Annotated in this window: 21 protein-coding genes and 1 other RNA gene; 10 read left to right on the plus strand and 12 right to left on the minus strand. The window is 66.9% G+C overall.

Annotated features, from left to right (window positions below; translation table 11 throughout):
- Positions 1-72: 72 nt before the first annotated feature.
- The 6 genes from QMX81_RS05180 to hrcA form a co-directional block, all read right to left on the minus strand.
- Complete coding sequence (locus QMX81_RS05180; RefSeq protein ID WP_282259325.1) at positions 73-1,185, minus strand: prephenate dehydrogenase; 1,113 nt, start codon at positions 1,183-1,185, stop codon at positions 73-75.
- Positions 1,182-2,090 (minus strand): pyridoxal kinase, encoded by a 909-nt coding sequence (gene pdxY, locus QMX81_RS05185; RefSeq protein WP_282259327.1) that lies wholly within the window; start codon positions 2,088-2,090, stop codon positions 1,182-1,184. The genes QMX81_RS05180 and pdxY overlap by 4 nt, the downstream gene beginning before the upstream one ends.
- 188 nt (positions 2,091-2,278) lie before the next feature.
- Positions 2,279-3,421 (minus strand): molecular chaperone DnaJ, encoded by a 1,143-nt coding sequence (dnaJ, locus tag QMX81_RS05190; protein ID WP_282259328.1) that lies wholly within the window; start codon positions 3,419-3,421, stop codon positions 2,279-2,281.
- Positions 3,422-3,585: 164 nt separating this feature from the next.
- Positions 3,586-5,514, minus strand: coding sequence for a molecular chaperone DnaK (gene dnaK / locus QMX81_RS05195; protein WP_121042063.1), 1,929 nt, complete (start codon positions 5,512-5,514; stop codon positions 3,586-3,588).
- A gap of 175 nt (positions 5,515-5,689) precedes the next feature.
- Positions 5,690-6,205 carry a nucleotide exchange factor GrpE gene (grpE, locus tag QMX81_RS05200; RefSeq protein ID WP_121042061.1) on the minus strand — a complete coding sequence of 172 codons (516 nt, stop codon included), beginning with the start codon at positions 6,203-6,205 and terminating at the stop codon, positions 5,690-5,692.
- An 82-nt stretch (positions 6,206-6,287) separates the two neighbouring features.
- Positions 6,288-7,355: a heat-inducible transcriptional repressor HrcA gene (gene hrcA / locus QMX81_RS05205; protein WP_088433152.1), complete on the minus strand. Its 1,068-nt coding sequence runs from the start codon at positions 7,353-7,355 to the stop codon at positions 6,288-6,290.
- Positions 7,356-7,480: 125 nt separating this feature from the next.
- Between hrcA and recN the strand changes: the two genes are divergently transcribed.
- Positions 7,481-9,142 (plus strand): DNA repair protein RecN, encoded by a 1,662-nt coding sequence (gene recN / locus QMX81_RS05210; RefSeq protein WP_121042058.1) that lies wholly within the window; start codon positions 7,481-7,483, stop codon positions 9,140-9,142.
- 126 nt (positions 9,143-9,268) lie between these two features.
- Here the strand turns inward: recN and fur are convergent, their stop codons facing one another.
- On the minus strand, positions 9,269-9,676 hold the full coding sequence (fur, locus tag QMX81_RS05215) for a ferric iron uptake transcriptional regulator (RefSeq protein ID WP_070470227.1): 408 nt from the start codon (positions 9,674-9,676) through the stop codon (positions 9,269-9,271).
- A 104-nt stretch (positions 9,677-9,780) separates the two neighbouring features.
- Here fur and bamE point away from each other — a divergent pair, with 104 nt between their 5' ends.
- Positions 9,781-10,173, plus strand: coding sequence for an outer membrane protein assembly factor BamE (gene bamE / locus QMX81_RS05220; protein ID WP_121042056.1), 393 nt, complete (start codon positions 9,781-9,783; stop codon positions 10,171-10,173).
- Positions 10,174-10,189: 16 nt separating this feature from the next.
- Here the strand turns inward: bamE and QMX81_RS05225 are convergent, their stop codons facing one another.
- Both QMX81_RS05225 and QMX81_RS05230 read right to left on the minus strand, forming a co-directional pair.
- The gene (locus QMX81_RS05225) at positions 10,190-10,450 is read right to left on the minus strand and encodes an RnfH family protein (RefSeq protein ID WP_121042054.1); all 261 of its coding nucleotides are present in this window, start codon (positions 10,448-10,450) and stop codon (positions 10,190-10,192) included.
- A gap of 3 nt (positions 10,451-10,453) precedes the next feature.
- Positions 10,454-10,882 carry a type II toxin-antitoxin system RatA family toxin gene (locus QMX81_RS05230; RefSeq protein WP_026069778.1) on the minus strand — a complete coding sequence of 143 codons (429 nt, stop codon included), beginning with the start codon at positions 10,880-10,882 and terminating at the stop codon, positions 10,454-10,456.
- A 57-nt stretch (positions 10,883-10,939) separates the two neighbouring features.
- Here QMX81_RS05230 and smpB point away from each other — a divergent pair, with 57 nt between their 5' ends.
- Positions 10,940-11,443 carry an SsrA-binding protein SmpB gene (gene smpB, locus QMX81_RS05235; protein WP_088433158.1) on the plus strand — a complete coding sequence of 168 codons (504 nt, stop codon included), beginning with the start codon at positions 10,940-10,942 and terminating at the stop codon, positions 11,441-11,443.
- Positions 11,443-11,871 (plus strand): GNAT family N-acetyltransferase, encoded by a 429-nt coding sequence (locus tag QMX81_RS05240; RefSeq protein WP_282259351.1) that lies wholly within the window; start codon positions 11,443-11,445, stop codon positions 11,869-11,871. The genes smpB and QMX81_RS05240 overlap by 1 nt, the downstream gene beginning before the upstream one ends.
- A 9-nt stretch (positions 11,872-11,880) precedes the next feature.
- Here QMX81_RS05240 and QMX81_RS05245 read toward each other — a convergent pair whose 3' ends face one another.
- Positions 11,881-12,180 (minus strand): metalloregulator ArsR/SmtB family transcription factor, encoded by a 300-nt coding sequence (locus QMX81_RS05245; RefSeq protein ID WP_282259355.1) that lies wholly within the window; start codon positions 12,178-12,180, stop codon positions 11,881-11,883.
- Between the two features lie 155 nt (positions 12,181-12,335).
- On the opposite strand from QMX81_RS05245, the gene QMX81_RS05250 reads away from it, so the two are divergent.
- The gene (locus tag QMX81_RS05250) at positions 12,336-12,761 is read left to right on the plus strand and encodes a YeeE/YedE family protein (RefSeq protein WP_259260385.1); all 426 of its coding nucleotides are present in this window, start codon (positions 12,336-12,338) and stop codon (positions 12,759-12,761) included.
- On the plus strand, positions 12,758-13,255 hold the full coding sequence (locus QMX81_RS05255) for a YeeE/YedE family protein (protein WP_345782441.1): 498 nt from the start codon (positions 12,758-12,760) through the stop codon (positions 13,253-13,255). Before QMX81_RS05250 ends, QMX81_RS05255 begins: the two co-directional genes overlap by 4 nt.
- Here the strand turns inward: QMX81_RS05255 and QMX81_RS05260 are convergent.
- On the minus strand, positions 13,173-13,889 hold the full coding sequence (locus QMX81_RS05260) for a hypothetical protein (RefSeq protein ID WP_282259361.1): 717 nt from the start codon (positions 13,887-13,889) through the stop codon (positions 13,173-13,175). The two genes, QMX81_RS05255 and QMX81_RS05260, sit on opposite strands and share 83 nt — an antisense overlap.
- A gap of 191 nt (positions 13,890-14,080) precedes the next feature.
- On the opposite strand from QMX81_RS05260, the gene QMX81_RS05265 reads away from it, so the two are divergent.
- The 3 genes from QMX81_RS05265 to QMX81_RS05275 all read left to right on the plus strand — a co-directional run bounded on the left by QMX81_RS05265 (position 14,081) and on the right by QMX81_RS05275 (position 16,321).
- Complete coding sequence (locus QMX81_RS05265; RefSeq protein ID WP_123729003.1) at positions 14,081-14,434, plus strand: hypothetical protein; 354 nt, start codon at positions 14,081-14,083, stop codon at positions 14,432-14,434.
- Between the two features lie 107 nt (positions 14,435-14,541).
- Positions 14,542-14,944, plus strand: a transfer-messenger RNA (tmRNA) gene (gene ssrA, locus QMX81_RS05270).
- Between the two features lie 162 nt (positions 14,945-15,106).
- On the plus strand, positions 15,107-16,321 hold the full coding sequence (locus tag QMX81_RS05275) for an integrase arm-type DNA-binding domain-containing protein (protein WP_282259367.1): 1,215 nt from the start codon (positions 15,107-15,109) through the stop codon (positions 16,319-16,321).
- Here QMX81_RS05275 and QMX81_RS05280 read toward each other — a convergent pair.
- Positions 16,309-16,521, minus strand: coding sequence for a hypothetical protein (locus QMX81_RS05280; RefSeq protein ID WP_282259372.1), 213 nt, complete (start codon positions 16,519-16,521; stop codon positions 16,309-16,311). The two genes, QMX81_RS05275 and QMX81_RS05280, sit on opposite strands and share 13 nt — an antisense overlap.
- 628 nt (positions 16,522-17,149) lie before the next feature.
- On the opposite strand from QMX81_RS05280, the gene QMX81_RS05285 reads away from it, so the two are divergent.
- Positions 17,150-17,815 (plus strand): SOS response-associated peptidase, encoded by a 666-nt coding sequence (locus QMX81_RS05285; RefSeq protein ID WP_282259374.1) that lies wholly within the window; start codon positions 17,150-17,152, stop codon positions 17,813-17,815.
- Positions 17,816-17,863 lie beyond the last annotated feature (48 nt).

A 17,863-nucleotide genomic window follows, 5' to 3' on the forward strand; every position in this document is an offset into this window, starting at 1 on the left:
GTACGCACTTATCCACACGTTTGTGCGCAGATCATCCACACCCCCTGTGGATGAATGCTGCAGCGCACCGTGTCAACGAACCAGCACACGGCCGATACCGGAGGCATCGATCTCGATGGCCGCCGCCTGCAGTGCGAGGGCATCGCTGCCTGCCACGAAGCCCACCCGGAAGTGCACCTCACCGGCCGGCGTACGCGATGAATGGATCGAAGCCAGGCTGACCCGGTGCCGCTCGAACACGTGCAGCAACTCGCGCAACGAGCCGGGCCGGTCTTCGGGCAGGTGCACACTGATCGCGTTGCGTTCGGTGAGATCGGCCAGCAGGTAGCCGACCCGCTCAAAGGTGTAATTGCCATCGGCCAGCACCTCCGCGCCCAGGCTGTCGCGGTTGTCCAGCAGCAACTGCTGGCGGAACGCTGCGCGCGCCGCGTCATCGCCCTTCTCCAGCTGCGCCCGCAACTGCTGCAACTGGGCCAGCAGCCGGTCCAGCATCGGTGCCACGTGCGGATTGCCGAACTGGATGTCTTCGTAGATCGCCGGATTGAGCGAGAGGATGCGCGCGATGATCGCGGTATCCAGCTCGAACGAGGCCGAGCGATACGGCATCAACGCCGGCAAGGCACCCAGGAGCGGCGCGTACTCACGCAGCACACCGGCCTGGGCCAGATGCGTGGCATGCACCATCGCCTGCACCAGCGCCATGACCTGGTCGTGGTGCTCGGGCGTGGCACGCACGCACTCCGCTTCCAGTGCCTCGCACAGCTGCTGCACGAACGGCTGCCACCGCGACAGGCGCGCCTCGCAGACCACCATCACCCTGCCCTTCAGCGTCGGCGCCTTGGGCGGGGCCGTCATCGGATGCAGGCCCACCACCTCGGCCTGCGAGGTGAGCATCGCCTCCACCGGGGCCGATTTCACCGAGGTGACATCCAGCCACAGGCGACCGGCTTCACGACCGGCCGAGCGGGCCACGTAGTCGGCGATCAGCGCGGGCGTGTGCCGGATCGGTGCCGAGAAGATCAGCACCTGCGCGCGCTCGAGCAGGGTCTCCGGGCTCTCCGACTGCGGATCGGCTGGATCGTGGCCGATCACCTCCAGACCCAGGCGCTGCTCCAGGAACCGGCGCAGCCAGCGCCCGTAGGCACCGTCGCTGCCGACGATGCCCACCACCGGCGTCAGACTCACGCCAGGCGCTCGGGAACGAAGCGATCCGGCAGTGCCAGCGCCGCCGGCGCCGCGGCCAGAACATCGAACTCTTCGTGGCCGTTGGCCAGCGTGGTCTCCAGCGCGACATGCACGCCGGCGATGGCGCGCGAGATCGCCTGTTCGAAGGTTTCTCCCCGCAGCAGGAACGCCACCAACAGCGACATCAGCACGTCGCCGGTACCCGCCACGTCCACCGGCAGATGCGGGGAGGACCAGCGCCAGATCGCGTCGCGGCTCACCGCGAGCGTGACCAGCTGGCCCGGATCGCCGCCGACGCTGTGCGCCAGCACCCACTCCGGGCCACGCGCCAGCAGCGCCTGCGAGGCGGCGATCGCATCGTCCTGGGCCAGGCTCGGCATGCCGGTCAGGCGGCCCAGTTCAAAGGCATTGGGCGTGACCAGCCAGGCATGCGGCAACAGACGCTCGGCGAAGACGATTTCCAGGCCCGGCTCGACATAAGGGCCGGTGTGGGTGTCGCCAATGACCGGGTCCAGGCAGTAGCGCAGCTGCGGCGAGGACGGCAGCACCGCATCGAGCCAGTCGGCGAAGGCCGCACCGTTGCCGACGCTGCCGAAGTAGCCGGAGACCAGCATCTTCGCCCGCTGCGGCAGGCCACGCTCACCGGCGCCGAGCAGCAGGTCGGCGAACCAGTCCGAGGGCAGCACACGGCCGCGCGTGGTTTCATAGAACGGCGCGTTGCTGAGCAGCGTGGTGGGGATTTCGGCCACGCGCACGCCCAGCGCGCGCAGCGGTGGCACAGCCGCGCTGTTGCCGGCATAGCCGTACACCAGCTGGGACTGGACCGAGATGACGTCGACCGGCGACGGACCGTCCGGGCGCTGGCGGCGGCCGTGGACCAGGTGGCTTTCGAGGGATTCGTTCATGCCGACATTTTACGCCTGTGAGTCTCTCCAGGCGCGGCGGAAGGTGGGTCGAGCGGGGGACCGTGTCGAGAGCACCGGCGGCCCGGAGAGGCCCGCTTTTCCGCGCGCGGACCACACACCGCCGTCCGCGCACAAAAAAGCCCCCTGTTTCCAGGGGGCCTTCGGTAGTTCACAGGAACCCGTGACGCTTAAGACGTCATCCGGTCCCAGAAGCCCTTCACGCCATCGATGAAGGTCGCCGACTTCGGCGAATGCTTGCGCGCTTCCTCACCGGTGAAGGTGGTTTCGAACTGTTCCAGCAGCTTGCGCTGCTCCGGGGTGAGGTTGACCGGGGTCTCCACCACCACGCGGCAGTACAGGTCCCCTTCGCTGCGGCTGCGCACCGAACGCACGCCCTTGCCACGCATGCGGAACAGTTTGCCGGTCTGGGTCTCGGCCGGGATGCGGATTTCGGCGTAACCGCCCAGCGTGGCCACACGGACGGTATCGCCCAGGGCCGCCTGCGAGATGCGGATCGGCACTTCGCAGTGCAGGTCGTCGCCGTCGCGCTGGAAGATGGCGTGCTCGCGCACCCGCACTTCCACGTACAGATCGCCTGCCGGGGTGCCGGCCGGACCGGCCTCGCCTTCACCGGACAGGCGGATGCGGTCGCCGGTGTCGACGCCCGCGGGCACCTTGACCGACAACACTTTGTCTTCCTCGACACGGCCATTGCCGTGACAGGTCTTGCAGGGGTTCTGGATGATCTGACCACGGCCGTTGCAGTGGTGGCAGGCCTGCTGCATCGCGAAGATGCCACGCTGGATGCGCACCTGGCCCTGGCCACGGCAGACCGAGCAGGTCTCGACCTTGCCATCTTCCGAGCCGCTGGCGTTGCAGTCATCACACTCGACCAGACTCGGAATCTCGATGCGGCGCTCCACGCCCATCACCGCTTCTTCCAGGTCCAGCTCCATCACGTAGCCGATATCGGCGCCACGACGGGCCTGGCGCGGACCACCACCACCGGCGCCACCGCCGAAGATGTTGCCGAAGATGTCACCGAAAATATCGCCCATGTCCGGGCCACCCGGACCACCGCCACCGCCACCGCCGCCCATGCCGTGCTCGAACGCCGCGTGGCCGTGGGCATCGTACATCCGGCGCTTGTTGCCGTCGGACAGGGTTTCGTAGGCTTCCTTGCATTCCTTGAAGGCGGCCTCGGCCTCGTTGTCACCCGGATTGCGGTCCGGATGGAACTTCATCGCGCAACGGCGATAGGCCTTCTTCAGTTCTTCATCGCTGGCGGTGCGGGACACGCTCAGCACTTCGTAGTAATCGCGCTTGCTCATAACTTGAATCGGGTTCCGGAAGTCGGGATTCGTCAAAGCGGAAGAGCGGCACCAGGTCCGCTCTTTCGCCGGGCGCCCCGACAGGCCGGGATACGGCTGTCAGGACCAGAAGGGGGATATGACAACGGGACGCTGCCTGCGCAACGTCCCGTGTCGTGTCCGGATCAGGACTTCTTGTCGTCCTTGACTTCGGTGAACTCGGCGTCGACCACATCATCGTGCGCGCCGCTGTTGCCACCGGCATCCGGGCCCGGTGCCGCGCCACCCTGCTCGGCCGCCGCGGAGGCCGCGAACAGGGCCTGGCCGGCTTCTTCCAGCACCTTCGACTTGGCTTCGATCTGTGCCTTGTCATCGCTCTTCATCGCGATTTCCAGATCGGCCAGGGCCGACTCCACCTTGCCGATCACATCGCCACCGACCTTGCTGCCGTGTTCGGTGATCGCGGTACGGGTACCGTGGATCAGCGCATCAGCCTGGTTGCGGGCCTGGACCAGCTCATGGAACTTCTTGTCTTCTTCGCGGTTGGCTTCCGCGTCGGCGACCATGCGTGCGATCTCGTCCTCGGACAGACCCGAACCGGCCTTGATCTCGACCTTCTGTTCCTTGTTGGTCTTCTTGTCCTTGGCCGACACGTGCAGGATGCCGTTGGCGTCGATGTCGAAGGACACTTCCACCTGCGGCAGGCCGCGCGGCGACGGCTCGATGCCGGAGAGATCGAACTTGGCCAGCGACTTGTTGAAGCGGGCCTGCTCACGCTCACCCTGCAGCACGTGCACGGTCACGGCCGACTGGTTGTCCTCGGCGGTGGAGAACACCTGCGAGGCCTTGGTCGGGATGGTGGTGTTCTTCTCGATGATCTTGGTGAACACGCCACCCAGGGTCTCGATGCCCAGCGACAGCGGGGTCACGTCCAGCAGCAGCACGTCCTTGACGTCGCCGCCCAGCACGCCGCCCTGGATCGCAGCACCCAGTGCCACGGCTTCGTCCGGGTTGACGTCCTTGCGCGGTTCCTTGCCGAAGAACTCGGTCACCGCCTGCTGCACCTTCGGCATGCGGGTCTGACCGCCGACCAGGATCACTTCACCGATGTCGCTCGAACGCAGGCCGGCATCGTTCAGCGCGATGCGGCACGGCTCGATCGACTTCTTGATCAGGTCTTCCACCAGCGCTTCCAGCTTGGCGCGGGTCAGCTTGATGTTCAGGTGCTTCGGACCCGACGCGTCAGCGGTGACGTACGGCAGGTTCACTTCGGTCTGCTGGCTGGTGGACAGCTCGATCTTGGCGCGCTCGGCGGCATCCTTCAGGCGCTGCAGGGCAAGCGGATCCTTGCGCAGGTCGATGCCCTGGTCCTTGTTGAACTCGTCGACGAGGTATTCGATGACGCGGTTGTCGAAATCTTCGCCGCCCAGGAAGGTGTCACCGTTGGTGGCCAGCACTTCGAACTGCTTCTCACCGTCGACGTTGGCGATCTCGATGATCGACACGTCGAAGGTGCCGCCGCCCAGATCGTACACAACGATCTTGCGGTCACGGCCGTCACCCTTGTCCAGGCCATAGGCCAGGGCAGCAGCGGTCGGCTCGTTGATGATGCGCTTGACTTCCAGACCGGCGATGCGGCCGGCGTCCTTGGTGGCCTGGCGCTGGCTGTCATTGAAGTAAGCCGGCACGGTGATCACGGCCTCGGTGACGGTCTCACCCAGGAACGCTTCGGCGGTCTTCTTCATCTTCTCCAGCACGCGGGCGGAGATTTCCTGCGGGGCCATCTTCTTGCCGTCGCTGGTCTGGACCCAGGCGTCGCCGTTGTCATGGGCCAGGATGCCGTAGGGCACGTGCGCGATGTCCTTCTGGACTTCAGCGTCGGTGAACTTGCGGCCGATCAGGCGCTTGACAGCGTAGAAGGTGTTCTTCGGGTTGGTCACCGCCTGGCGCTTGGCCGAGGCGCCGACCAGGACTTCGCCGTCCTTGGTGTAGGCGACGATGGAGGGCGTGGTGCGATCGCCTTCCGAATTTTCGATGACGCGGGCCTTGCCGCCGTCCATGATCGCCACACACGAGTTGGTGGTGCCGAGGTCGATACCAATGATCTTGCCCATGAGGGAGACTCCTGAAAGTTCTGGGTACATCCGGCAGCTGCCGGGTTATGAATGGGATGTGTGGGACGCTGCGGACACTTTCAAGCCGTCCATCAAACACAGTGTCCGATGGCGACCCAACGCGTTCAGCGTCCGGTCGAACCGCCGGGCCTGGCCCGGCGGACCGACCCGTGGGTCAGTCGCGGGCCACCACGACCAGCGCCGGCCGCAGCAGGCGGTCGTTGAGCAGGTAGCCCTTCTGGAACACCTGCACCACGCTGCCCGGCGCCGCGCCGGGCGCGTCGACCTGGCTGATGGCCTGGTGGTGGTCCGGGTTGAAGGTCTGGCCGGTCGGGTCGAGCAGGGTCAGGCCATTGTCGGCGGCGACCTTGAGCAGCTGCTTGTAGGTCAGTTCGAGACCTTCGCGCAGCGGGCTCGGCTCGCTGCCGGCGGCATTGAGGCCGGCATCGAGGCTGTCGAACACCGGCAGCAGCTCGCCAAGCAGCTTTTCGTTGGCGAAGCGGCGCGCCTGTTCCACGTCGCGGGCAACGCGCTTGCGCTGGTTGTCCAGGTCGGCGCGTTCGCGCAGCGACTCCGAACGCAGCAGGGCCAGCTCGTTGTGCAGGCTGTCCAGCTGCTGCTGCAGGGACGGCTCAGCGCCGGGCTCGCCGGCGGGATTCTGGGATGCGATATCTGACTGATCTTGGTTCATTTCCGGATCCTTGGCGGTGACTCTCCGCCTCCACCCACCCCTATGTGGGCGCGGCTACGGGATTCAAGAGTCCAGGGCCGCTTTATGCGCGATCGCGGGACAATCCGCCGCCAGCGGGCGAGCCCAGCGCGGCCCCCAGCACCTGGGCGGTGGCTTCCACCAGCGGGATCATGCGGTCGTAGGCCATCCGCTTCGGGCCGATCACCCCCAGCACCCCCAGCACCTGGCCATCGGCCGAGTACGGGGCGGTGACCAGCGAGACGCTCTCCAGCGGCATCACCCCGGTCTCTTCGCCGATGAAGATGCGCACGCCCGGGGCCTGGATGGTGCGCTCGAGCAGCTGCAGGATCTCGCGCTTGCTGGCGAACACATCGAACAGCTCGCGCAGGCGCTCCAGATCGGACAGGTCCTGCACGCCCATCAGGCGGGTCTGCCCGGCCAGCACCATGTCATCGGCCGGCGGCACCATCGCCTGCTCGGCCAGCTCGATGCTGTGCGCCAGCAACTGCTCCATTTCCGACTGCGCATCGCGCAGCTCCAGCAGCAGGCGGGCCCGGATCTCGGCCAGCGGCCGACCGGCGCAGTTGGCATTGAGGTAGTTGGCGACCTGCTCCAGCTCCCCGGGATTGAAGCCGCGGCGCGGCTCGATCACCCGGTTCTGCACCTCGTTGTCGGCGAACACCAGGATCGCCAGCACCCGGCGCGCGTCCAGCGCCACGAAATCGATATGCCGGAACGCGAACTGCTCCCGGCGCGGGGCGCTGACCACCCCGACGAAATGGCTCATCGCCGAGAGCAGCTCCGAGGCACTGCCGAGCAGGGCCTGGGTGCCGGTGCCGGTGGCCAGCTCGGTGCGCAGGCGGCTGAGCTCGCCCTCGCCCGGCGGCTGCATCTTGACCAGGCTGTCCACGAACACCCGGTAGCCGTGCGCGGTCGGCACCCGGCCGGCCGAGGTATGCGGCGAACTGAGCAGGCCGAGGTCTTCCAGGTCGCCCAGGATGTTGCGGATCGTGGCCGGGCTGACGTCCAGGCCGGCATGCCGGGCAAGGGTCTGCGAGCCGACCGGCTCCCCATCCTGGATGTGGCGCGCGATCAGCGTCCGCAGCAGATGGCGGGCGCGCGGGGCGAGATGGGACGCGGAAGGATGCATGGAATCAGCCTGTGAGACGCCCACTTAGATAATGGCTGCACGGGGCGTTGGCAAGTCATTGGAGACGCCCCCGGCCCATGCTAGCGTGCGCGGCTTGGAGACACCCCTCGTGTACAACGTAGACCATGCTTAGACATCTATCGATCAAGGATTTCGCGGTCGTCCGCGCCACCGAGCTGGAATTCGGCGCCGGCATGACCGTGGTCTCAGGTGAAACCGGCGCGGGCAAGTCGCTGATGGTGGACGCGCTGGGCTTTTTGTCCGGGCTGCGCGCCGACAGCGGCGTGGTCCGCCACGGTGCCGCGCGCGCCGAGCTCTCGGCCGAATTCGCGCCGCTGGCCGACGCGCCGGCGCGCCAGTGGCTGCGCGACAACGAGCTGGACGACGAAGAACAGTGCCAGTTGCGACGGGTGATCCGCGCCGACGGTGGCTCGCGCGCCTTCATCAACGGCCGCCCGGTGACGCTGACCCAGCTCACCGAGCTGGCCGGCATGCTGGTGGAGATCCACGGCCAGCACGAACAGCAGGCGCTGCTCTCGCGCCCCTCGCAGCTCTCGCTGCTGGATGCCTTCGCCCGCAACGACGCCGAGCGCGCCCAGGTCCGCCAGACCGCGGCACGCTGGCAGACGCTGGTCGATGAAGCCGAGGCGCTCTCGCGCCAGGGCGACGTGAGCGACCGGATCGGCTACCTGGAGCACCAGCTCAGCGAGCTCAAGCGTGAGGATCTGGACCCGGCCTCGATCGCCACCCTGGGCAGCAGCCACCGCCGCCAGGCCCATGCCAGCGCGCTGATCGGCGCCTGCGACGTGGCCGTCAGCCGCCTCAATGGGGATGACGAGGTCTCGGTCCTGCAGCTGCTGCAGCAGACCCGCCATGACCTGGCCCGCGTGGCCGAACACGACAGCCGACTCGGCGAGGTGGATGCCCTGCTCGACAGCGCCGCCATCCAGCTGGACGAAGCGCTGTCCCTGCTCGATCGCGTGCATGACGACCTGGATGCCGACCCGGAGCAGTTCGAGGATATCGAGCGCCGCTTGGGCCGCCTGCACGACCTCGCCCGCAAGCACCGGGTGCCGATGGAAGCGCTGGGCGAACACCGCGACGCCATGGAAGCCGAAGTCGAACAGCTGCGCGGCGCCGACGAGCGTCTGCAGGCCCTGGCCGGCGAGATCGACCGTGCCGCCGGCCAGTGGAAGACCGTGGCCGAGGTGCTCAGCGCGAGCCGCCGCAAGGCCGCGAAGGCCCTGTCGGACACCACCACCACCCTGATCGGCGAGCTGGGCATGGGCGGCGGGCAGTTCCTGATCGATATCGAGCCCCAGACCGTGGCCAAGCCGGACCCGAACGGCGCCGAGCGGGTCGAGTTCCTGGTCGCCGCCAACGCCGGCCAGCCACCGCGCGCCCTGCGCAAGGTCGCCTCGGGTGGTGAGCTGTCCCGTATCTCGCTGGCGATCGAAGTCGCCGCGCTGGGCCTGGATGCGGTGCCGACCATGGTCTTCGACGAGGTCGATTCGGGCATCGGCGGCGCCGTGGCCGACATCGTCGGGCAGAAGCTGCGCGCCTTGGGCGAGAAGCGTCAGGTGCTGTGCGTCACCCATCTGCCCCAGGTCGCCTCCAAGGGCCACGCCCACTACCGGGTCAGCAAGGCGCCGGTGGACGGCATGACCCAGAGCGCGGTCGAAAAGCTCGATACCAAGGCCCGCGAAGAAGAGCTGGCCCGGATGCTGGGCGGCGTGGAAGTCAGCAAGGAAGCCCGGGCGGCGGCGCGCAAGCTGCTGCAGGCCTGAGGCCCCCGTGATCGGCTAGTGCCGGCCGCTGGCCGGCGCCCCGCCGGAACCGGCGCCTCCCCCTGAAAACGAAAACCCCGGGCATGCCCGGGGTTTTTTGATCGCATCCGGGCGGCCGGCAGGCCGTTACCGACGCTTCTTGCGGACGTAGAGCACCAACGAGTGCTCTTCCAGCTCGTAGCCATGGTCGGCCGCGATCTTGCGCTGCAGCTCCTCGATCTCATGACTTTCGAACTCGATGATCTTGCCGCTGTCCACATCGACCATGTGGTCGTGGTGGCCACCGCGGTCCAGCTCGTAGACGGCCTGGCCGCCTTCGAAATTGTGCTTCAGCACCAGGCCGGCGGCCTCGAACTGGGTCAGCACCCGGTACACCGTGGCCAGGCCGATCTCATCCCCGTGCTCCAGGAGCTGGCGGTAGATGTCTTCGGCGGTCATGTGGTGACTGGCATTGCGCTGCTCGAGCAGCGCCAGGATCCGCATACGCGGATGGGTCACCTTCAGGCCGACTTTGCGCAGGTCGTGGGTTTCCATACTTCTCCGTTCATTGGCGATTTAGCGCCAGCTGCCTCGGATTGGGTCGCGGCGACACGTCAGGAGTGTATCATCGACTCGATTTCCCCAAACGCCATTCCCCGATGCGCAATCTCCTGCTGGTCGCCGCCGTTGCCCTGTCCACCACGGGCTGCGGCATCATTTACAAGCAACCCATCTATCAGGGCAACCTGATCCGGGAGCAGGCCGTCGGTCAGCTGCAGGTGGGCCAGAGCAAGCAGCAGGTCAGTGCCCTGCTCGGCACGCCCTCCGTCGCGGACCCGTTCCACGCCCAGCGCTGGGACTACACCGCCAGCCAGCGCGTGAACCGCGTGGGCAAGACGGACGTGAAGAACTTCACCGTCTACTTCGAGAACGACGCGGTCACCCGCTGGGACGGCGAGTACTTCGCCAGCGATGATGCCCAGCTGGCCCGCAGCACGGTGCGCCAGTTCGGCCGCAACCTGCCCAAGGACAAGAAGAAGCGCGGCCGCTGAGGCCTGACTTCTTCACTCAGCCGCCGGCGCGTGCGCGCCGGCGGCGGTTGTCTTTCGGGTCGGCCAGCAGCGGACGCAGCAGCTCGACCCGGTCGCCCTCGCGCAGCACCTGATCCGGCTTGGCCAGCAGGCCGTGCACGGCCACTGCCGGGCATTGCGCGCTGCCGTCAATAGCGGCCACGGCGATGGCCTGGGCGATCGTAGTGCCTTCGGGCAGCGACAGCACCCGCGACGCGGCCCGATCGGGCCAGGCCAGCACCACCTCGACGGTGATCATGGCTCAGTCCTGGGCGTCGGCGACGCGGACGAAATCATTCACCATGCGGTCGGCCAGGCCCTGGAAGCCCAGCGCCAGGGCCGGACCGAGCAGGCGTGAGGTCGGCTCGAACTCCAGCGTCAGGGTAACCTTGCAGGCGTCCTCGGCCAGCGCATGGAATTCCCAGCGCCCGTGCAGGCGCTTGAACGGCCCGTCCTTGAGCTGCATATCGATGCTGTGCGGGCGCTGCAGCGTGTTCTCGGTCATGAACCAGGTCGAGAACGACCCAAAGCCCAGATCCAGGCGCGCAACCAGGCGGTCCGGGCCGGACTCCAGGATCTGCGAGGCCGAACACCAGCGGAAGCGGCGCGGATAGGCGTCAATATCATTGACCAGGTCGAACATGCGGGCAGCCGAATGTTCGACCAGGGCACTACGGCGGATAGTTGGCATGCGATACAGATGTCTGATGAATCGACCGGGCGTGCCCGAATCGGAGACAATAGGGAAATGAGCAAGAACAGCGGCAAGGATAAAGCAAAGGACGCGACGGCCAACAAAACCATCGCGCTCAACAAGCGTGCCCGTCACGAGTACCACATCGAAGATCGCTTCGAAGCCGGCCTGGCCCTGCAGGGCTGGGAGGTGAAGTCGATCCGCGCCGGGCGCGGCAACATCATCGATGCCTACGCCTATGTGCGTGATGGCGAGATCTACCTGATCGGTGCGCAGATCACCCCGTTGATCCAGGCCTCTTCGCACATGGTGGCCAACGACCGTCGCGAGCGGAAGCTGCTTCTGCATCGCAGCGAGATCGACAAGCTGATCGGCAAGGTGCAGCGCGATGGCTACACGATCGTGCCCACCGCGATGTACTGGAGCAAGAACAAGATCAAGCTCGAGATCGCGCTGGCCAAGGGCAAGCAGACCCACGACAAGCGCGATGCCGAGAAGGACCGCGACTGGGCGCGCGAGAAGTCGCGCACGATGCGCCGGCACAACCGCGACGCGTGATGACGCGCACGGTGCCCGCAGCGGGCATCCAGCCGGCCAGCGCCGAGGACACCCGCGCGGTGTTCGCTGGTCTGCTGGCCTTCAACCAGGCCGCCAGTGGCGACGCCCTGGACGACCAGCCGGTCAACCGCGTGATCCACGACGCCGCCGGCCAGGTGGTGGCCGGGATCGCCGCCGATGTCTGCGGGGGCTGGCTGATGGTGCATGCGCTGTGGGTCGACGACACCCGTCGCGGCGAAGGCCTGGGCCAGGCGCTGCTGGCCGATGCCGAACAACAGGCGCGCACGCTCGGCGCACACGCCGTGACGCTGGATACCTTCTCCTGGCAGGCCGAGGGCTTCTATCTCAAGCAGGGCTATGAGGTGTTCGGCCGGCTGCAGGCGTTTCCGCCCGGGCATCAGCGCCTGTACCTGCGCAAGCCGCTCTGACTCTCCGGGTCAGACCGTCTCGGCATCCCCGTCCGGGCAATAGGCGTCATGCAGCGCCGCCAGCACACCCAGTGCCGGGGAGTCGGCCAACGCATAGAAAATCGTCTGCGCCTCGCGCCGCGTGGTCACCAACGCCATCCCACGCAGGACGGCCAGGTGCTGGGACAGCGCCGACAGGCCCAGTCCACTGAGCGGCTGCAGCTCCCCTACAGACGCCTCGCCTTCTACCAACCGACACAGCACCCGCAGCCGCGCGGGGTGCGCCAGCGCCTTGAGCAGCGCGGCGGCTTGGCCAGCTTGGGCGGCCATCTCCGCAGCGCGGGAGGCTGAAGGCGGGTGTCTGGTCGGATTTGAGTCACGCATGGCTTGCACTTTACCTGAGACATCCCTAATTTAGATTTATCTAAATTAAAGGACAGGCCCATGCCATATCAGTACCGTCCTGCCACCGCGGGCTATCAGCCATGACGCCTTACTGGGTGACCCCTTTGGCTGGCGGGGTGTTGATCGGCCTTGCCGCCACCGCACTGCTCTGGCTCAACGGCCGCATCGCTGGCATCAGCGGCATCACCGCGGGCGCCTTGTTCCCGAAACGTGGCGAGACGGCGTGGCGCTATGCATTTCTGCTGGGGTTGATCGCGGCGGGTGCACTTGCGCTGCACTGGCTGCCCTCCGCCGCGCCCTCACGCACCGGCTTTGCGCCGGTACTGCTGATCGCAGGCGGCCTGCTGGTGGGCTTTGGCACCCGGCTGGGCGGCGGCTGCACCAGCGGCCATGGCGTCTGCGGCTTGGGTCGCCTGTCCTTGCGTTCGCTGGTCGCCGTAGGGGTGTTCATGGTCACCGCGATACTGACCACCTTCATCGTGCGCCATCTTGCGGGGATCGCATGAGCCGACAGATCCTCGTCGCGCTCGGTGCGGGCGCTCTGTTCGGTCTCGGCCTGGCCGTCTCGGGCATGACCGATCCGCTGCGCATCCTCGGTTTCCTGGATATCACCGGCGCGTTCGACCCGTCGCTGCTGTTCGTGCTCGGCGGCGCCGTCGCCACCACCGCGCTGCTGTTCCGGTTCGTGCTGCGCGCGCCGCGGCCGCGCCTGGCCGATCAGTTCCATCTCAGCGAAAGCCAACGGATCGACACCCGCCTGCTCGGCGGCGCAGCGTTGTTCGGCATCGGCTGGGGCTTGGCGGGCTATTGCCCCGGGCCGGCGCTGGTCGGTCTCGGCTACGGGGCCCACGAAGCCCTTTGGTTCGTGCCGGCGATGCTCGTTGGCATGGCAGTGCACAGGGGTGGGAACGTCAGACTCAGCGCGCGTCGTCCACCTGATACGGTCGCATCTCCACCGGCGGCGGGTCCACGCCGTGCTTCTGGCGGTACAACGCATTGAGATGCAGATTCAGATGCAGCGCCTCGGCCTCGGCCAGCAGGCGCTGCTCGCCGCTCAGCCGCGCCCCCAGCATCATCTCCCGGTGCAGCGCCGTGGTGAGATCGCCACGCATCTCGGCCACGCGGGATATCGCGTAGGCCTCGGGAATCCCTGCCGCATGGGTACCCGCCTTCCAGGACGACAGCAGGCTCAGCGCGAACAGATCGCCTTCCGCGCCGGCGGCCAGCAGACGACTTTCGGCCTTGGGGTCCACGCCCAACCGCCGCGCATCGCGCATCGTTGCCGCCACCGTGTCGCCTGCCAGTGCCGCTTGGTCGAGCTCGGCATCGGAGGCCTGCTGATAGCGGGTCCACTGCGCGCCATTGGGAAAGCCGTGCTGGTCGAGCCAGCGCCGCTCCTCCGGGTGACCGCTGCTGAAGGGATCGTGGTCGATATCCAGGCCGTCCCGCGAGCGGGGGAGATCGGGGAAAGGATGGGGCGGTCTGGTCGAGGCGGTCGGCGCCGCTTCAACCGAAGGCGTGGCCGCCTGTCCGCTCGGTTTCGCCGCCTGCTCTGCCCCGGCCGGCGCCTGCGCACCCGACGTCGACCGCCAAACGCTGGCTGCCCCGAGCATTGCCGCCGCCAGCATCGCCATTGCGATCCATACCTGCCTCTTCAACGCGCCATCCTTGTCTGTAACCACTCTTCCGGGGCCGGATTGTAGTCCGCCGGTGCGCCAGGGCGCCCGCCCCGCCTGACCCGCGGACGCCAGCGGGATAACGATCTTTCCCCGCCAACCCCGCACAACTGTCAGAATCCCCGCATTGATACGGAAAGGATCCGCGCGTGACTCTTGAAACTACCCCGGCACCCGCACAGGCGGCGGACGAACTGACCACCCTGCGCGCCGACGTGGCGGCGCTGGAGTTCATCTTTGACGAACTCGCCCGCGCCATGGACCCGGCCGCGCTGCTCAAGGTGCTGACCTACCTGATCCGCAACGCCAAGCGCGTCGCCTCGGAAACCCAGAGCTACGACAGCCTGGAGCACCGCCGCCTGGTCGCCCAGGTGGAATCGCTGATGGCCCGGGTTGAGCCGCAGGCCAAGAAGCAGGCGATGACCGTGCGCAACGAGCACAATCGCCTGAAAAAGGAAAAGGCCCGCCACAAGGCTGACAGCCGCCGCCAGCTGCAGAAGTAAGGCGCAGAGGGCCAAGGTGACTGTTCAGCTGGATTGGAGTAGCATCCACTCCGTCAAGTAGAGTTCCGGTGCTTTTTTCCGGATGAAGTGCGGTTCTTGAAGAAACCGGGGGTGCATTGGTTTCGACGGGGGTTGTGAAGTTACTTGGTGCATGCCGAGGGGGCAGCTTTCCTCGTTAATCCAGCAGCAAACTTTTAGTTGCCAACGACGACAACTACGGTTCGAACGACTTCGCAATCGCTGCCTAAAAACAGCTTTAGCGTTTAGTTCTACAGCCGCCTTAGGCGAACCCCCGAACCTACTTGTGCCCGTGCTCGTAGATGTAGGGTCATTATCACGGAACCGGTTGTGATGGCTGCCTGTCAGTCACGACTTAACTAAAGCAGGCTGGTCCTGGGGTGCGCTTTGCACACCGTGCTGCCACAGGATGAGATTCAACGGTGAGCTAAGCATGTAGTACCGGGGATGGAGTGCCTTCGGACGGCGGTTCAATTCCGCCCACCTCCACCATTAGACGGTCCCACAAGGACCACAGAAAGCCGGAACCTCCCGTCAAACAAGGGGTTCCGGCTTTTTTGTTGTCCGGGGTTGTCCGGCCTGTTCCGTTGCAGCCCATGAGACGGTGGGGGTATATCTAGGGGTATCCGCCCTGCCCCAGAACCCGATACCCCCATGCCCCTGACCGACGCAGCGATTCGTCGCACCAAGCCTGCCGACAAGCCACAGAAGCTGGCTGACGGCGGCGGCCTGTTCCTCCTGATCACCGTTGCTGGCGCCAAAAGCTGGCGTTGGAAGTACCGTGTCGCCGGCAAGGAGAAACTGCTGACGCTTGGCCTATATCCCGACGTCACCCTGGCCAAGGCCAGAGAGGCGCGAGAGGACGCGCGGCGCCTGCTGGCCAGTGGCGTGGACCCAAGCGAACACCGCAAGGCGGCGACCGCCTCCCGCGCCGCGGTCGACGGCGAGAGCTTCGAGGTCATCACCCGGGAGTGGCTCGCTGGCCGCCCTTGGGTGCCGGCCTACGGCAAGAAGGTGATCGCCTGGTTCGAGAAGGACGTCTTCCCGTACCTCGGCGCCCGACGTGCTGGAGACCTCAAGGCCTCGGACTTCCTGCAGGTGGCCCGGCGGATGGAGGCCAGGGCCGCGTTCGAATCCGCCCACCGAGTCATGCAGAACTGTGGGCAGGTCATGCGATATGCAGTGGCGACCGATCGTGCCGAACGCAACCCGGTAGCTGACCTGCGCGGAGCGCTGGTGCCCGCGCCGGAGAAGAACCATGCCGCCATCGTCGACCCCGTCCAGCTGGGCGGCCTCCTGCGTGCCCTGCACGCCTATCACGGCACGCCGGTAGTTCAGGCCGCGCTGAAGCTGGCACCGATGGTGTTCGTCCGGCCGGGCGAACTGCGGCAGGCGGAATGGGCGGAGGTCGATCTGGATACCGCTGTGTGGAGCATCCCGGCCGCACGCATGAAGATGCGCCAGCCGCACATCGTCCCCCTCGCCCGGCAGGCGGTAGAGGCGCTGAGGGAGCTGCAGCAGATCACTGGCCACGGCCAGTACGTCTTCGCCGGCGGGCGCACCGATAAGCGCCCGATGTCGGAGGTGGCCGTGCTGGCGGCACTGCGCGTCATGGGCTTCGACAAGGACACGGTCACCGGCCATGGCTTCCGAGCGACCGCGCGCACGCTGCTGGACGAGGTTCTGGGCTACCGGCCTGACATCATCGAGCACCAGCTGGCCCACGCGGTCAAGGATCCCAACGGGCGGGCGTACAACCGCACCACGCACCTGGTGGAGCGCACCCGGATGATGCAGGAATGGGCCGACTACTTGGACCGCCTGCGCACCGGCAATGTCGTGGCACTGCGACCGGATCAGGCCGCCTGATCCTCGTCGAAGGGCTGCAGCCGGTTGGCAATGCCGTCGAACCGCGCGGCTTCGGCCCGGAGGCGGTCAGCGCCGCGCCGGCGAGTCGCCCTCGCCCGCCAGTCGCCGCTGTGGTTCCTGTCCAGGTCGTCGGCCTGCTGCCATAGCGAAGCCGCCCTCGCGCGCGCCCAGCGCGCCTTGCCGATGCTCTTCTGATCCATGCGGCTACTGTCGCCGCCGGCGGTCGCAAGCGCCGATACGGAGGCAACGCTGGCTGACTGTCTACCAGGTCCGGTCCTTCCTCGCGGCGGCACGGGCCACCTCGCGCTGGTCAATCTCCAGGCGAAGCCGCTGTTGATGCCTGACCGCCCACAGCTCCGACCCGATTACGCCCTGGTCGTAGCTGGTGCACTTCCGGCGCCGATGGTGCCGGTCCTCTAGATGGCGGTCGACCTCTACGAACCAGCTATGGTCATCCACCCGCTGCGATAGCCGCAGCACCTCCGTCATGCCGCAATAGATGGCATCGGGTAGCTGGTCAGGGCGGCTGGCGACCGAGCGCCATCGGAAGTCGGGAGGAAGCATGCACGCAGCATACGGAGCGGGGTCTCAGATTCCGCGACGGCGCGTCAGGGCCATGCAAAGGTGCCGGCGGGGCGCTGCTCAGGCGCCCCATCACCCGGGCTGAGCTGCCTGCGGCTCCCGGATCCAGCATGGACAGAATGCCCGCGCCGGCGGTGCCGCGGCATAAGGCGACAGCCCTTTGTGGTGTGGGAATCACCCGGCCGCTGCCATCGGGGTGCAGGCCGCGCGAAGATCAGGCGCCGAGGTGGGGAGTATGGTTCGGCCATGTGCGGCCGATTCGTCCAGACCCCCATCCGGAACGCTGACACCCTGGGCTTCCCCCAGCTGGTCGGCGACCTGATGTCAATCCCGGAGAGCTACAACCTGGCGCCGACGCAGCGCGCGTCTGTGATCCTCGATCGCGGCACCGGCCTGCAGGTCACCCGCCTATCGTGGGGCCTGCTCCCCTTCTGGGCCAAGGCCAAGAAGCTGCAGGGCTCCACGATCAATGCCCGCATCGAGACGGTGGCCACCAAGCCAGCATTCCGGTCGGCGTTCAAGAAGCGCCGCTGCCTGATCCCCATGGCCGGGTACTACGAGTGGTCGGTGAACGCCGAGGACGGCAAGAAGGATCCGTGGTTCATCCAGGCGACCGGGCCGCTGCTGGCGGCCGGCCTGTGGGAAGACACCAGCCCCCTGCTCGACCCGGACAACCTGGGCACCTTCACCGTCATCACCGGTGACAGCAGCGGCGTGTCGGCCGATATCCACGACCGCATGCCGGTGTGGCTGACCGCCAGCCAGGCCGATGAGTGGCTGGCGGCCGAGCCCGACGACGCGATGGCGATGCTGCTGGCCAGCGAGCCGCTGGCGATGGAGGCCTATCGCGTCAGCCGGGCAGTAAACACGCCGCGGAACAACCGCGCGGAACTGCTGGACGCGGTGGCCTGACATTCGCACCCCGAAAACGCGAATGGTTCTCGCACAGGCGATTCCCTT

This window comes from Stenotrophomonas sp. PS02301, assembly GCF_029959485.1.
Classification (GTDB): domain Bacteria; phylum Pseudomonadota; class Gammaproteobacteria; order Xanthomonadales; family Xanthomonadaceae; genus Stenotrophomonas; species Stenotrophomonas maltophilia_Z.